The organism is Polaromonas sp. YR568 (genome assembly GCF_943372955.1).
Taxonomy (GTDB): Bacteria; Pseudomonadota; Gammaproteobacteria; order Burkholderiales; family Burkholderiaceae_C; genus Polaromonas.
Genome location: NZ_CALSAL010000004.1, coordinates 76,896 through 90,517, shown reverse-complemented (window position 1 = coordinate 90,517; position 13,622 = coordinate 76,896). Strand labels below are relative to the sequence as shown.

At 64.3% G+C, this 13,622-nt stretch carries 8 protein-coding genes and 1 riboswitch; of the genes, 1 reads left to right on the top strand and 7 read right to left on the bottom strand.

Annotated features, from left to right (window positions below):
• Positions 1-167: 167 nt before the first annotated feature.
• The 4 genes from AAG793_RS12085 to ahcY all read right to left on the bottom strand — a co-directional run bounded on the left by AAG793_RS12085 (position 168) and on the right by ahcY (position 4,247).
• A complete protein-coding gene (locus AAG793_RS12085; RefSeq protein ID WP_341908536.1) occupies positions 168-803 on the bottom strand; it encodes a septal ring lytic transglycosylase RlpA family protein in 636 nt (211 codons plus the stop codon).
• Positions 804-820: 17 nt separating this feature from the next.
• Positions 821-1,651: a methylenetetrahydrofolate reductase [NAD(P)H] gene (gene metF / locus AAG793_RS12080; RefSeq protein ID WP_341908681.1), complete on the bottom strand. Its 831-nt coding sequence runs from the start codon at positions 1,649-1,651 to the stop codon at positions 821-823.
• 22 nt (positions 1,652-1,673) lie between these two features.
• Entirely contained in the window at positions 1,674-2,669 is a 996-nt protein-coding gene (locus AAG793_RS12075; RefSeq protein WP_341908535.1) for a TlyA family RNA methyltransferase, read from the bottom strand.
• Between the two features lie 141 nt (positions 2,670-2,810).
• On the bottom strand, positions 2,811-4,247 hold the full coding sequence (gene ahcY, locus AAG793_RS12070) for an adenosylhomocysteinase (protein WP_341908534.1): 1,437 nt from the start codon (positions 4,245-4,247) through the stop codon (positions 2,811-2,813).
• Between the two features lie 123 nt (positions 4,248-4,370).
• A riboswitch (S-adenosyl-L-homocysteine riboswitch) is annotated at positions 4,371-4,445 on the bottom strand.
• A gap of 76 nt (positions 4,446-4,521) precedes the next feature.
• Between ahcY and AAG793_RS12065 the strand changes: the two genes are divergently transcribed.
• Positions 4,522-5,319 carry an HAD-IIB family hydrolase gene (locus AAG793_RS12065; protein WP_341908533.1) on the top strand — a complete coding sequence of 266 codons (798 nt, stop codon included), beginning with the start codon at positions 4,522-4,524 and terminating at the stop codon, positions 5,317-5,319.
• Here the strand turns inward: AAG793_RS12065 and AAG793_RS12060 are convergent, their stop codons facing one another.
• From AAG793_RS12060 to uvrA, 3 genes are all read right to left on the bottom strand, one after another.
• Positions 5,320-6,282, bottom strand: a complete 963-nt coding sequence (locus AAG793_RS12060) for a tripartite tricarboxylate transporter substrate binding protein (RefSeq protein WP_341908532.1) — start codon at positions 6,280-6,282, stop codon at positions 5,320-5,322.
• Positions 6,283-6,385: 103 nt separating this feature from the next.
• Positions 6,386-7,252 (bottom strand): DUF4399 domain-containing protein, encoded by an 867-nt coding sequence (locus AAG793_RS12055; RefSeq protein ID WP_341908531.1) that lies wholly within the window; start codon positions 7,250-7,252, stop codon positions 6,386-6,388.
• A 152-nt stretch (positions 7,253-7,404) separates the two neighbouring features.
• Positions 7,405-13,278 (bottom strand): excinuclease ABC subunit UvrA, encoded by a 5,874-nt coding sequence (uvrA, locus tag AAG793_RS12050; protein WP_341908530.1) that lies wholly within the window; start codon positions 13,276-13,278, stop codon positions 7,405-7,407.
• Positions 13,279-13,622 lie beyond the last annotated feature (344 nt).

Sequence of the window (13,622 nt, the reverse complement as noted above, 5' to 3'; positions counted from 1 at the left end):
AGATATTTCGGCAACACGGTCTGAAGTGTCCGCAGCAGACCGGGCTGAAGGGGGATGCTAGCGCGTAGGAGCGCAAAGGCAATGCACGGCTGGCGCGGTGGCATGCAGGCTGACATCTGCTTGCAGCTGATACACGGCGCCTTTGTTTCCCTGCTCGTCCTTGTTAATTACCGGGAAGGTTGGCGCCTGGCGGGTGCGCGCCGCACCGGTGCCGGTGCCGGTGGCGGCAGGGGCGACACCATGGGCGTCGATTCCGGCACCATCAGCACCACCTCCTTGAAGCCCAGCCCCAGCATGTCGAGCGCCTGCGCGGCAGAGCGGCTCAGGTCGATGATGCGGCCGTGAATGTAAGGCCCGCGGTCGGTGATGCGCACCTCCACCTCGCGGCCATTGACCAGGCTGTGCACCCGCACCAGCGTGCCGAAGGGCAGCGTGCGGTGGGCAGCGGTGAGTGCGTGCATGTTGAACCGGTCGCCGCTGGCGGTGCGGCGGCCGTGAAAGCCCGGGCCATACCAGGAAGCACCGCCGCGCTGGAACTCGCGCGCCGATTCGCCGCCAAGCAAAGCGGGCCGTGGTCCGATGGGTGGTGCGTCAGCGATCGGCAGATCGCCGGGCGTTGCTGAATCGCCCTGCGCCGCAGCAGGAGAAGGCGTTACCGCGGGAGCAGCCGCCGGTATAGTCGCAACCGGTGTGCGAACCGGCGCTGTGCCGCAGGCCACCAGACCGAACAGCACCACAGCGGCCAAAAGTGTCCCGGGCGCTCTGCACAGGATGACTTGCATGGTGAATCGTTGCTTCAGCATGCAGGTCCTCGCCCGCTTCAGCGCTGCTGCAGTCGCTGGATGATTTCCGTCGTCGCGCCCGCCTGGTTCATCGTGTAGAAATGAATGCCGGGCACACCGGCTGTGCGCAGCTGGTCGCAGAGGTCGGTGATGACGTCGAGTCCAAAGCTCTTGATGGATGCCGCGTCATCGCCATAGCCCTGCAGGCGCAGGCGGATCCAGCGTGGAATCTCGGCGCCGCAGGCATCGGAAAAGCGCATCAACTGCGTGGAGCTGGTAATCGGCATGATGCCGGGCACCACGGGCACCTCAACGCCTAACGCGAGCGCGTCATCGACAAAACGGAAGTAGGCGTCGGAGTTGAAGAAGTACTGGGTGATGGCCGAGTCGGCGCCGGCCTTCACCTTGGCGGCAAAAGCCTTGAGGTCAGCATCGGCCGACTTGGCCTGTGGATGGATTTCCGGGTAGGCCGCCACTTCGATGTGGAAGGCGTCGCCGGTCTCTTCGCGGATGAAAGCCACCAGATCGCTGGCGTAATGGAATTCGCCGCCAATGCCATAGCCGCTGGGCAAGTCACCGCGCAGTGCGACCAAGCGCTTGACGCCCATGGCGCGCAGGGTGGTCAGTTGCGCACGCACCGTGGCCTTGGTCGCGCCGACGCAGGAGAAATGCGAGGCGGCCGCCACACCTTCACCCAGGATTTCCTTCACGGTGCCGAAGGTGCCCTCTTGCGTGGAGCCACCGGCACCAAAAGTGACCGAGCAGAACTCGGGCTGGAACGCATACAGGGCCTGGCGCGTGGCGCGCAGCTTCTCGGCGCCTTCAGGCGTCTTGGGCGGAAAAAATTCAAAACTCAGAGGCAGATTCATCGCGGCCATCTTCACTCTCTCTTCAGGAATCGGTTGGCTTGATCCGGCGCTTGCTGCGAGCCGGTCCGGGCTGGCCGGCATGCGCGGCTTCCGGGTCTTCATGCGGCTCGCGCCGTTCGGCACGCGGCTGGCGCTTGGGCGCCTTGCGCTGCGGCGCCGCAGGCAGTGGCAGGCTTTCGCCCGCGTTGTCATGGCCCTTGAGGGCGTGGATGAAAAACTCGCGGTTGCCGTCGCCGCCTTCAATCGGTGAATCGAGCCAGGCCTTCACGTCCATGCCCAGCGCAGTGCAGGCCTCGCGCAGGCGCTGCTCGACAAACGCAAAGTGGGCCGCGTCACGCACGATGCCGCCCTTGCCGATCTGGCCGGGCTGCAGCTCAAACTGGGGCTTCACCAGCATCAGCAGGTCACCGCCCGGCTTGAGCAGGCGCACCACGGCAGGCAACACCAACGTGAGCGAGATGAAAGACAGGTCGCCGGTGAGCAGATCGAAATCGGCAGCGATGGGCTCGCCGCCTTCAACATCACCCTCGACCGTGTCCTCCGCAGGCTCACCTTCTTCATGGGAGTGAACCACAGGCGTCATCAAGTCCGCCGCCACGATGGCGCGCGCATTGATGCCTTCAAGGCACACCACGCGCGGGTCGCTGCGCAAGCTGGGGTGCAACTGGCCATGGCCGACATCCACACCCACCACCTGCGCCGCGCCGTGCTGCAGCAGGCAGTCGGTGAAGCCACCGGTGGACTGGCCGATGTCAAGGCAACGCAAGCCCTTGACCTTGAGGCCCGTGCTCTGCAGCGCGCCTTCGAGCTTGAGGCCGCCGCGCGAGATGTACTTGGCCTCGGTCGTGTCCAGCAGTTGCAACTCGGCCGCCTCGGGAATCTCATCGCCGTTCTTGGCGATCTTCTTCCAGGGCTTGTCCGACTCCACGCGCCACTGCACGCCAGACGCAATCAGGCGCTGGGCCTGCGAGCGGGTGGCGGCATGGCCGTGTTCAACGAGGAATAAGTCAGCGCGCATGGGGCGTTACCAGGAGTCGTGCGCGTAGCGAGCGGCCGTCAGGCGAGGCGCGGGAGGCCCCATGAACCGGAGCGTACACAGGTACGTGAGGATTCATGGGAGGACCCGCAACGACGCATCACGGTCACGCAGTCGCGCAGATCAATAACGATATGTGTCGGCTTTGTACGGGCCGGCTTTGGACACGCCGATGTAAGCAGCCTGCTCGTCGCTCAGTTCGGTCAGCATGGCGCCGACTTTCTTCAGGTGCAGACGGGCGACTTTTTCATCGAGGTGCTTGGGCAGCACGTAAACCTTGCCCACTTCGTAGTCGGCCTTCTTGGTGAAGAGCTCGATCTGCGCGATGGTCTGGTTGGCGAAACTGGAAGACATGACGAAGCTGGGGTGGCCAGTGCCGCAACCGAGGTTCACCAGACGGCCCTTGGCCAGCAGAATGATGCGCTTGCCGTCCGGGAAGATCACGTGGTCGACTTGCGGCTTGATCTCTTCCCAGGTGCACTTTTCCAGCGCGGCGACATCGATCTCGTTGTCGAAATGGCCGATGTTGCAGACGATGGCCTGGTCTTTCATCGCGGCCATGTGCTCATAGGTGATGACGTTCTTGTTGCCGGTGGCGGACACAAAGATGTCGGCTTTGTCGGCAGCGTATTCCATGGTCACGACCTTGTAGCCTTCCATCGCGGCCTGCAGGGCGTTGATGGGGTCGATCTCGGTGACCCAGACTTGTGCCGACAGCGCGCGCAGCGCCTGGGCAGAACCCTTGCCCACGTCGCCGTAGCCGGCAACCACGGCGACCTTGCCGGCGATCATGACGTCGGTGGCGCGCTTGACGGCGTCGACCAGCGATTCGCGGCAGCCGTACAGGTTGTCGAACTTGCTCTTGGTGACCGAGTCGTTCACGTTGATGGCGCGCAGGGCCAGCGTGCCCTTGGCCGACATCTCATTGAGGCGCAGCACGCCGGTGGTGGTTTCTTCGGTCACGCCGATGATGTTCTTCAGGCGGCGGCTGTACCAGGTCGGGTCTTGTGCCAGCTTGGCCTTGATCGAGTTGAACAGGCAGATCTCTTCTTCGCTGCCGGGGTTGGCCAGCAGGCTGGCGTCGGTCTCGGCCTTGGTGCCTAGGTGCATCAGCAGGGTCGCATCGCCGCCGTCGTCCAGGATCATGTTGGGGCCTTCTTCAGGCGTGCCCTTGGCGCCGTTGAATTCGAAGATGCGGTGGGTGTAGTCCCAGTAGTCGGCCAGCGTCTCGCCCTTGATGGCGAACACCGGGGTGCCGGCGGCCACGATGGCGGCAGCGGCGTGGTCTTGCGTCGAGAAGATGTTGCACGATGCCCAGCGCACATCAGCGCCCAGGGCCTGCAGCGTCTCGATCAGCACGCCAGTCTGGATGGTCATGTGCAGCGAGCCGGTGATGCGCGCGCCCTTCAGCGGCTGGGCCTTGGCGAATTCTTCGCGGATGGCCATCAGGCCGGGCATTTCGGTCTCAGCGATCTTCAGTTCCTTGCGGCCCCAGGCAGCGAGGGACAGGTCGGCGATTTCATAGTCGTTCACGGGCACGGGTTTGAGAATGGCGTTCATTTGGTTATCTCCAAAATCGAGGGTCAAGGTCGGCAAAATAGCCACGACCGCACAGCAGCAAAGCAATCAGAGAGTCGGGGGAGTTTGTGTTGACTCACCCGGCTTCAAGGTGCATAAGGCACATGCGGGTGAGCGTGGTTGCAAATGAAAGTCCTGAGCCTAGACCACATGCCGTGGGTTGCAACGCTCCTCAGGAAGCCGCTATTGTAGCCAACCCACTCGAACTCTGGCAGCCACAGCTGGGCAATTCTTCACGACGTGAGAAAATTTCACGATGCAAGAACTCACCCGCTGGCCACTGGCCGAGCGCCGCGCCATCCGGGGCGTGTTCACCGACATCGACGACACGCTGACCACCGACGGCGCGATCACGCCTGATGCGCTGCAGGCGCTGCACGACCTGAAGGCCGCCGGGCTGCCGGTGGTGGCTATCACCGGAAGACCGGTCGGCTGGAGCGAGCCTTTTGCCGCGCAATGGCCAGTGGATGCCATCGTGGCGGAGAACGGCGCCGTGGCACTGCTGCCCGATTCAAGCAACGGCCAACCAGCCCTGAAAAAAATCCATCAGCAGGACCCAGCCACGCGCGCCGCCAACTTCGCCCGCATGCAGGCGGTGCTGGCGCGCATCGAGACCAGCATTCCCGGCGCGCAGCGCGCCACCGACTCGCCGGGCCGCGAGACCGACATCGCGATTGACCACAGCGAATTCACCAACCTGGGCGAAGAAACCATCGCACAGGTGGTGGCGCTGATGCGCAGCGAGGGCATGCATGCCACGGTGAGCAGCATCCACATCAACGGCTGGTACGGTGCGCACAACAAGCTCGAAGGCGCACGCTGGATCGTGCAGCAGCTGTGGCAGCGCCAGCTTGACCACGAGATGGCGCAGTGGGTGTATGTGGGCGACTCGACCAACGACCAGCTGATGTTTGAAGCCTTCCCGCACAGCGTGGGCGTGGCCAACATCGCGCGCTTTGTGCCGCAGCTCGCGCACCTGCCGCGTTATATGACCCACGGTGAGCGCGGCGCGGGTTTTGCCGAGCTGGCGGCCGCGCTGCTCAGCGCGCGCTGATCACGAGGCCTTCAGCAGCCCAAGCTTTTCCACCAGCGCTTTTTCACGCGCGAAGGTGTCCTTGGCGAACTTGCTGTAGGCCGCTGAGCCCATGTACATCGGCACCATGTCGTACTTGGCGAGCGCGGTGCGGTAGCTGGCCTGCTCCATCGCTTGCTTGAAGGCATCGTGCAGACGCTTGACCACTGCAGGCGGCGTGTCGCGCGGGGCGGCAATGCCGAAGGGTGAGTTCTGCACCATGTCCAGACCCAGTTCCTTGAGCGTGGGCGCATCGGGGAACTTGGCCAGGCGCTCGCTGCCCCAGGTGTTGAGCACGCGCAGCTTGCCGGCCTCGACCTGTGGCGCAAAACCGGTGGAGTCGGCAGCCGCCATGATGTTGCCGCCGAGGATGGACTGCATCAGGTCGGCACTGCCTTTGTAGGGCACATGCAGCAGTTCAATGCCCAGCTTCTGCGCGATCAGCTCCATCGTCAGGTGCGGGCTGGTCAGTGTGCCGGTGGAGCCGTAGCTCAGCTTACCGGGGTTGGCCTTGGCCCAGCCGACGAAGTGCGTCCAGGTCTTGAGGGGCGAATCGGCGGGCACCACCAGACCAAAGGCGTAGCCGGTGACGTTGAGCACATAGGCCAGGTCCTTGATCGGGTCCCAGCTGATTTTGGTGGTGTAGGGCAGACGGAACACGCCCAGCGGAATCTGCGCCAGGGTGTAGCCGTCGGCCGGCGTGCTTTGCAGCTGCTGGGCCGGCAAGGTGCCTCCGGCGCCGGGCTTGTTCTCGACGATGACTGTCTGGCCAAGAATCTTGGAGGCGTTGTCGGCCAGTGCCCGCATCGTGATGTCGGTGGGCCCGCCCGCCGGAAAGGCGATGACCAGCTTGATCGGTTTGGCAGGAAAGGGCTGGGCACGGGCGCCCGTGGCCGCAGTGGCTGCGATGACGGCAGCAGATTGAAGCAGTTGACGGCGTTGCATAGGGTCTCCGGTCTTGAGTGCCAAAGACCCATCATGTGGGCGGCGCGCCTGAAGCGCATCAGGGCAACACCTGAAGCGGTGTCACCCCGGTGTCAGGGCGCGATCAGCGGGCCGCCACCGTCACGGCCACGGGCTTGGCCGCACTCTGCACCTTGGCGCCGGGTGCGTTGCTGACCAGTTCCAGCTTCAGGTTGTAGTCACCCGGTGGCGGGCTGAACCACGCTTCAGTCTGACCTCCGGTGAAACTCAACAGCTCAGGCTTCTGGCCTTTGCGCTCCATCACCAGACGGAAGTGCCCGGTGTCTGGCGCCTGCGCACCCACGTGGGAGATGTTGAGTCCGCTGGCGTGGAACTGCAGGCGAAACGGTGGGCGCAGGGCGCTCCCATCGGCCACGTTCAGGAGTTCAATGCGCGGTGCGCCCTGCACGGTGGCTGGGGCCACGGATGTGTTCTGCCGCGTCACGGTGAACTTGAGCGGCTTGCTGTAAACGAAATACGGAATGTGTCCCGCGTCGGCCAGCAGCAGGCGCACTTCGTAGGTACCGGGTGGCAGATTGATCACCGACTCCATCTGGCCTTTGCCAAAGTGGATGTACTGGTCCGTGAAGGGCAGCGGCTTTTTGAAGTCCATCGGCAAGCCCTGATTGACCAGCAGGTGGTGGTGGCCCGCACGGCCCGCCGATTTGCCCGCTGGCACCAGGCCGCGCATGGAGAGGCCAAAGCGCGCGACGAAAGGCGTTTCGACCTTGTCACCGTCCTTGAGGTTGGTGAAATAGGTTTCTGGTTCGCGGGAAGGGGCTGCCGCCAGCCACGGGTGCTCCACCGCGTCGGTCTCGACCGGTACGGTGCCGGCACCCTGAGCCTGCGCCGTGGCGACAAACACCAGAGCAGACAAGGCAGAAAAAACGACCGAAACGGCCCACAAAAATCCGCCCTTCAGGGCGCTCGTCGAGTTGTTACGGACCGTCATCATCAAAGTGTCTTCGTCTGTTTGCGGCTCACCGGATGGTGAATTACGCAATAAGTTACCAATCAGTCATTTTAGTTACTGACTAGTAACATTTCAGAGCAAAGGTCTTTGAACTGTGTCCCCCCCCTGCGCCTGGCCTGCCGGCCACCCGCTCAGCGGTTCAACACGACCGTCAGTGCCTTGCCGGTGTGGGTACCCAGCTTGACCACCGCTTCCGGCGGCGCCGAGGCAACCACCTGGCCGCCGGCATTGCCGCCGTCCGGGCCGAGGTCGATCACCCAGTCGGCTTCGGCGATCACGTCCAGGTCGTGCTCGATCACCACCACGCTGTGACCACCATCGACCAGCCGGTGCAGCACATGAATCAGCTTTTCCACATCGGCCATGTGCAGGCCCACGGTGGGCTCATCGAGCACATAAAGGGTGTGTGGCGCCTTCTGGCCGCGGCGCGTGATGTCGTCGCGCACCTTGGAGAGCTCGGTCACCAGCTTGATGCGCTGCGCCTCGCCGCCCGACAGCGTCGGTGAGGGCTGGCCCAGCGTGAGGTAGCCCAGGCCCACGTCTTTCAGCAGCTGCAGTGGGTGGCCGATGCTGGGCATGGAGGCAAAGAAGTCCACCGCCTCATCGACTTCCATCTTCAGCACATCGCCAATGCTCTTGCCGCGCCAGGTGACGGCCAGCGTCTCGGGGTTGAAGCGCGCGCCGTGGCAGGTTTCGCACAGCACCTTCACGTCGGGCAGAAAGCTCATGCCGATGGTGCGCACGCCCGCGCCTTCGCAGGTCGGGCAGCGGCCCTCGCCGGTGTTGAAGCTGAAGCGCCCGGCCGAGTAGCCGCGCGCCCGCGCTTCCAGCGTGTCGGCAAACAGCTTGCGGATGGTGTCCCAGAAGCCGATATAGGTGGCGGGGCAGGAGCGCGGCGTTTTGCCAATGGGCGTCTGGTCCACTTCGAGCACGCGGTCGACCACGGCGTAGCCTTCCACGCGTTCACAGCCGGTCCATGCGGGGGTCTTGCCTTTGTCATCGGCTTCGCGGCCGGCCTTGGTTGAGCGCTGCATCACACCGGCCTGCACGTTGGCCAGCAACACATCGCGCGCCAGTGTCGATTTGCCGGAGCCCGACACACCGGTCACGGCCACCAGCCGGTAGAGCGGCACCTTCACCGTGACCTGCTTCAGGTTGTGCAGATCGGCGTTGACCACGGTGAGCCACGAGGTGAACGGGCTCGCGGCAACCGGAGCCGCGTTGTGCAGCGCGCTGGCGTTAGCCGCCGCGTCTTTCAGTGCCTGCGCTTTCAGGGCGGCGGCCTTCTGCTTGCTGAGCGGCTTGGCCGGCACCGCTGTGGGGTCGATGGCAGTGACTGGCGCGGCGCCCGCGCGGGTTTCACGGCGAATCTGCAGCGGATGCACCAGCGGATTCGCCAGATAGCGACCGGTCAGCGATGCCAGCACCGCCGACAGATCGGCCGCCGTGCCCTGCGCCACCAGCGTGCCGCCGCGCTTGCCAGCGCCGGGACCGATGTCGATGATGTTGTCGGCGCGGCGAATGGTGTCTTCATCGTGCTCCACCACCACCAGCGTGTTGCCACGCTCGCTGAGCTTGCCGAGTGCGCTGAGCAGAATGCGGTTGTCGCGCGGATGCAGGCCGATGGTCGGCTCGTCCAGCACATAGCAGACGCCCTGCAGGTTGGAGCCCAGCTGCGCCGCGAGGCGAATGCGCTGCGCCTCGCCACCCGACAGCGTGGGCGCGCCACGGTCCAGCGTGAGGTAGCCCAGGCCCACGTCTTCCAGAAATTCCAGCCGGCTCTTGATCTCGGGAATCAGGTCGCGGCCAATGCCGGCTTCACGACCGGTCATGCCGCCAGCCAGCGTCAGCGTGTCGACCCAGCGCCGCACATCGGTGACCGACAGCGCCGCGATGTCGGCAATGCCCACACCGGCAAACTTCACCGCGCGGGCCTTGGCATTGAGGCGTGTGCCTTCGCAGGTCGGGCACGCCGTGCCGGCGAGGTCTTCCACCTCGGGCTCGGCAAAGCTCTGCTCGCGACCCTTGTTGTCGTCGTCCATCACCGAGTCGTCAAAGACCTTGCGCTGCTCCTTGCTCAGCTTGACGCCAGTGCCCACGCAATCGGGGCACCAGCCGTGCTTGCTGTTGTAGCTGAAAAGGCGCGGGTCCAGTTCGGCATACGACGTGGCGCAGACCGGGCAGGCGCGTCGCGTCGAGAAGGCCTCAAGCCGGCCGATGTGCTTGGTGCTGGTGCCAGCCAGCATCGCGCCCTTCAAACCATCCAGCGGTGCCAGCACATGCACCACGCCCTTGCCGTGCTCCAGCGCGGTGGCGAGGGCCGCGCGCAGTGCCGCCTCGTTGTCGGGCGACACATGGATGTCGGCAATCGGCAGTTCGACGGTGTGCTCCTTGAAGCGGTCGATGCGCGGGAAGCCGGTGGTCGGCAAAAACTCGCCGTCAATGCGCAGGTGGGTGTAGCCGCGCGGCCGCGCCCAATCGGCCAGCTCGGTGTACACGCCCTTGCGCGCAATCACCAGCGGCGCCAGCAGACCGATGTGCTGGCCGCGGTAGGTCTTGATGAGCTGCGCGGCAATACTCTCGGGGCTTTGCGGCATCACCGCCGCGCCGTCCTTGGTGCAGTGCTGCACGCCCAGCTTCACATACAGGAGGCGCAGGAAGTGCCAGACCTCGGTGGTGGTGCCGACGGTGGACTTGCGCCCGCCGCGCGACAGCCGCTGCTCAATCGCCACTGTGGGCGGAATGCCGTACACCGCGTCCACCTCGGGCCGGCCCGCCGGCTGCACGATGCTGCGCGCATAGGCGTTGAGCGATTCAAGGTAGCGGCGCTGGCCTTCGTTGAACAGAATGTCGAAAGCCAATGTGGACTTGCCGGATCCAGACACGCCCGTCACCACATTGAACTTGCCGCGCGGAATATTGACCGACAGGCTCTTGAGGTTGTTTTCCTTGGCGTTGACGATCTGGATCAGGTTGGAGAACGCGGGCCGCGTGGTCCACGCTTTTGGCTTGCGCTCTTCCACGCCATGCACCTGGCCCATGGCCTGCTCGTACTCGCGCAGCGCCAGCGCGGTGTGCGAAGTGGGGTGCTGGCGCACCGCCTCGGGCGTGCCCTCGGCCACCAGCAGGCCACCGCCCTCGCCGCCTTCCGGACCCAAATCAATCAGCCAGTCGGCAGAGCGGATCACGTCAAGGTTGTGCTCGATCACGATCAGCGAGTTGCCGGCATCGAGCAGCTTGCGCATCGCGCGCATCAGCTTGGCGATGTCGTCAAAGTGCAGGCCGGTGGTCGGCTCGTCAAACAGGAACAGCGTGCCGCGCTGCGGGTGGCGCAGAGCCAGCGCCTGCTTGCTGGCGCTACCGGTCTTGCTGGCGTCCGCCAGAAAGCCTGCGAGCTTCAAGCGCTGGGCCTCGCCGCCCGAAAGCGTCGGCACCGGCTGGCCCAGCTTCACATATTCAAGACCCACATCGACGATGGGCTGCAGCGCGCGCACCACCTCGCGGTCTTGCGCGAACAGGCGCACCGCTTCGCTCACCGTCAGCTCCAGCACGTCTGACACATTCAGCAGACGCGGCGTGACATCACCAATCGCTTTGCGCTCAATCGTCACTTCCAGAATCTCGGCGCGGTAGCGCTTGCCGTCGCAATCGGGGCAGCGCAGGTACACATCGCTCAGGAACTGCATCTCGACATGCTCGAAGCCGGAGCCACCGCAGGTCGGGCAGCGCCCATCTCCGTTGTTGAAGCTGAACTTCGACGAGGTGTAGCTTCTCTGTTTAGCCAGCGGCGCCAACGCAAACAACTCGCGCACCGCGTCCCAGGCGCCCACATAGCTGGCCGGGTTGGAGCGCGCTGTCTTGCCAATCGGGGACTGGTCCACGAACACCACGTCGTTGAGGTGGTCCGCGCCCATCAACCGGTCGTGCAGGCCCGGCGTTTCGGTGGCCTTGCCGAACTGCCGCAGCAATGCCGGCGCCAGGATGTCCTGCATCAGCGTGGACTTGCCAGAGCCGCTGACGCCCGTCACACACACCAGCCGCTGCAGCGGGAATTCGACCGTCAGGTTCTTCAGGTTGTGGTCGCGTGCACCTTCGAGAATGAGGCGTGGCGTGTTGTCTGTCACCGCGCGCTTGAAGCCCATGCCGACCTGCTTGCGCGCGCCTAAGTAGGCGCCGGTGAGGGTGTCGGCGTGCTTGAGGTCTTCGGGCGTGCCGTCAAACACAATCTGCCCACCCCGCTCGCCCGGGCCGGGGCCCATGTCAATCATGCGGTCAGCGGCCAGCATCACCGCCGGGTCGTGCTCGACCACCACCAGCGTGTTGCCGGCATCGCGCAGGCGGTGCATGGCCTGGGTGATGCGGTTCATGTCGCGCGGGTGCAGGCCAATCGACGGCTCGTCCAGCACGAACAGCGTGTTGACGAGCGAGGTGCCCAGCGCCGTGGTGAGGTTGATGCGCTGCACCTCGCCGCCCGACAGCGTACGGCTTTGCCGGTCCAGCGTGAGGTAGCCAATCCCTACATCACACAGGTACTTCACGCGGGTCTGGATTTCCTCGAAGAGTGACTTGAGCGCTTTCTGCTCGGCATCGTTGCCTGGCGCGGCGAGCGACAGGCTGTCAAAGAAGCGGCGCAGCCGGTCGATGGGCAAGCGCATCAGGTCGTGCAGGCACAGGCCCGGCAGGGCTTCCAGCTGCGCGCGCGTCCACTGAACACCCACCGGCATGAAACGCTCGGCCGGTGGCAGCACCGCATCGGCGGCCTCTTTGGTGCCGAGCCGCCACAGCAGCGGCTCAAGTTTGAGGCGTGCGCCGCCGCAGACCTCGCACGGCGTGTAGCTGCGGTACTTGGACAGCAGCACACGGATGTGCATCTTGTAGGCCTTGCTCTCCAGGTACTCAAAAAAGCGCTTGATGCCAAACCAGTGCTGGTTCCATTTGCCGTTCCAGTTCGGCGAGCCGTTGATGACCCAGGCCTGCTGCTCGGCGGTCAGCTTGTACCAGGGCGTGTCGCGCGGAATGCCTGCGGCTTCGGCGTGGCGCATCAGGTCGTCCTGCGCTTCTTTCCAGGCCGGCGTCTGCATCGGCTTGATGGCGCCAGCGCGCAGCGTGAGCTTGTCGTTGGGAATCACCAGGCCGTAGTCCACCCCGATGACGCGGCCGAATCCACGGCAGGTTTCGCAGGCGCCCATCGCGGAGTTGAACGAGAACAGCGAGGGCGTGGGTTCGGTGTAGCGCAGATCGCTGTCTGGGCAGTGCAGGCCCGTCGAAAAGCGCCACATGTCTTCAGGTGAATCGTCGCCCGTCTGTACATACACATTCAGCCTCCCACCACCCCGCTTCAGTGCAGTCTCAATCGCCTCCATCACCCGCACTTTTTCTGCGGTGTGCAAACGGAAGCGGTCGGCCACCACATCAAGCAACTTGTGGGGACCGGCAGGCGTCGCGATGTCGCGCTGTGCGTGCACGCGGGTAAAGCCGCTGGCGGCCAGCCACTGCTCCAGTTGCTCGGGGCTGGTGTTGCCGGGCAGCTCCACCGGGAACGTAACCACAGTGCGCGGGTCGCTGCCTGCGGTACGGGCCATCAGCTCGGCATAGATTGACTCGGGGCTGTCGTGGCGCACGCCCTGCGCCGTCTGCTTGTCAAACAACTGCGCTGCGCGGGCATAGAGCAGCTTGAGGTGATCGTTCAGCTCCGTCATCGTGCCAACGGTGGAGCGCGACGAGCGCACCGGGTTGGTCTGGTCAATGGCAATCGCGGGCGGCACGCCTTCGACCTTGTCCACAGCCGGCTTGTCCATGCGGTCCAGGAACTGCCGCGCATAGGCCGAGAAGGTTTCGACGTAGCGGCGCTGGCCTTCAGCAAACAGGGTGTCGAACACCAGCGAGGACTTGCCCGAACCACTGGGGCCAGTCACCACCGTCATCTCGCCAGTGCGAATGTCCAGGTCCAGATTCTTGAGGTTGTGCTGACGTGCGCCGCGAATGCGGATGAGGCCCTGGGACATGGAGTGAGTGCTTTCCTGAAGAGGTCAAATATTCTAGGCACCGCACGGAGCCCACTGCCGCGTAGGGTTAAGGTACTGTCTCGACTTTCCCGTACATAAAAGCCGAGCTAGTAGTAAGAAGAAGCCGAGCCGGTAGGTTTTGCTGACAACTGTTGCGTATCCAGATGCCCAAGTGCGGCCTGTACACAGGTCAGTTTGGAAGTACGCCAGTTTCATTCAATGAATCAACAGCTTTCCCTATTCTTACGACGCGAGGTCATGCGTGCAATCTGTACGTAAGAAAACTTCGCAACACTCCTGCCTGACACAAATAGAACCGCGTCAAGCTGGTCGTCGCATCACTT

Coding starts and splice junctions, on each gene's coding strand:
- AAG793_RS12085 (WP_341908536.1), bottom strand. CDS start 803: ATGCTGAAGCAACGATTCACCATGCAAGTCATCCTGTGCAGAGCGCCC.
- metF (WP_341908681.1), bottom strand. CDS start 1,651: ATGAATCTGCCTCTGAGTTTTGAATTTTTTCCGCCCAAGACGCCTGAA.
- AAG793_RS12075 (WP_341908535.1), bottom strand. CDS start 2,669: ATGCGCGCTGACTTATTCCTCGTTGAACACGGCCATGCCGCCACCCGC.
- ahcY (WP_341908534.1), bottom strand. CDS start 4,247: ATGAACGCCATTCTCAAACCCGTGCCCGTGAACGACTATGAAATCGCC.
- AAG793_RS12065 (WP_341908533.1), top strand. CDS start 4,522: ATGCAAGAACTCACCCGCTGGCCACTGGCCGAGCGCCGCGCCATCCGG.
- AAG793_RS12060 (WP_341908532.1), bottom strand. CDS start 6,282: ATGCAACGCCGTCAACTGCTTCAATCTGCTGCCGTCATCGCAGCCACT.
- AAG793_RS12055 (WP_341908531.1), bottom strand. CDS start 7,252: ATGACGGTCCGTAACAACTCGACGAGCGCCCTGAAGGGCGGATTTTTG.
- uvrA (WP_341908530.1), bottom strand. CDS start 13,278: ATGTCCCAGGGCCTCATCCGCATTCGCGGCGCACGTCAGCACAACCTC.